1 protein-coding gene is annotated in these 442 nt (G+C 46.4%); it reads right to left on the bottom strand.

From position 1 onward, the window contains the following. The coding region (locus ACTHUT_RS22070; RefSeq protein WP_440419955.1) for a hypothetical protein at positions 1-268 on the bottom strand (268 nt) is incomplete at its 3' end. Between the last annotated feature and the right edge of the window lie 174 nt (positions 269-442).

Raw genomic sequence — 442 nt, 5'->3', positions numbered from 1 at the left:
CTTCAGAAGCAGCAGAAGCAGCGGCTTCAGTAGCAGAAGCAGCAGCTTCAGTAGCAGAAGCAGCGGCTTCAGTAGCTTCGGTAGCAGCAGAAGCAGCGGCTTCAGTAGCTTCGGTAGCAGCAGAAGCAGCGGCTTCAGTAGCAGATGCAGCAGCTTCAGTAGCAGAAGCAGCGGCTTCAGAAGCAGCAGTTTCAGCAGCTTTATCAGCACCGCCACAAGCGGCCAAAGCTAAAGACAACAAAGCAGCAGCGAACAGAGATTTTTTCATTTTTGAGGACCTTTTTTAAATCGATTTAAACTAAAAATAGCCGTCAAACGGCCTGTACAGTAGAAATTCATTGCTGAATTTTCGTTATTATGCCCCACGGGGTAGGCCAATGCAACGTTGCTTAACCGTTTGCGGACTAAAATCAATACAAAATTAGCGAAAATAATGTAAATC

The sequence above is a fragment of the Neisseria sp. P0022.S010 genome (assembly GCF_051956635.1).
Note: the sequence above shows the minus strand (reverse complement) of the source record. Positions and strands in the feature narration are given on the sequence as shown.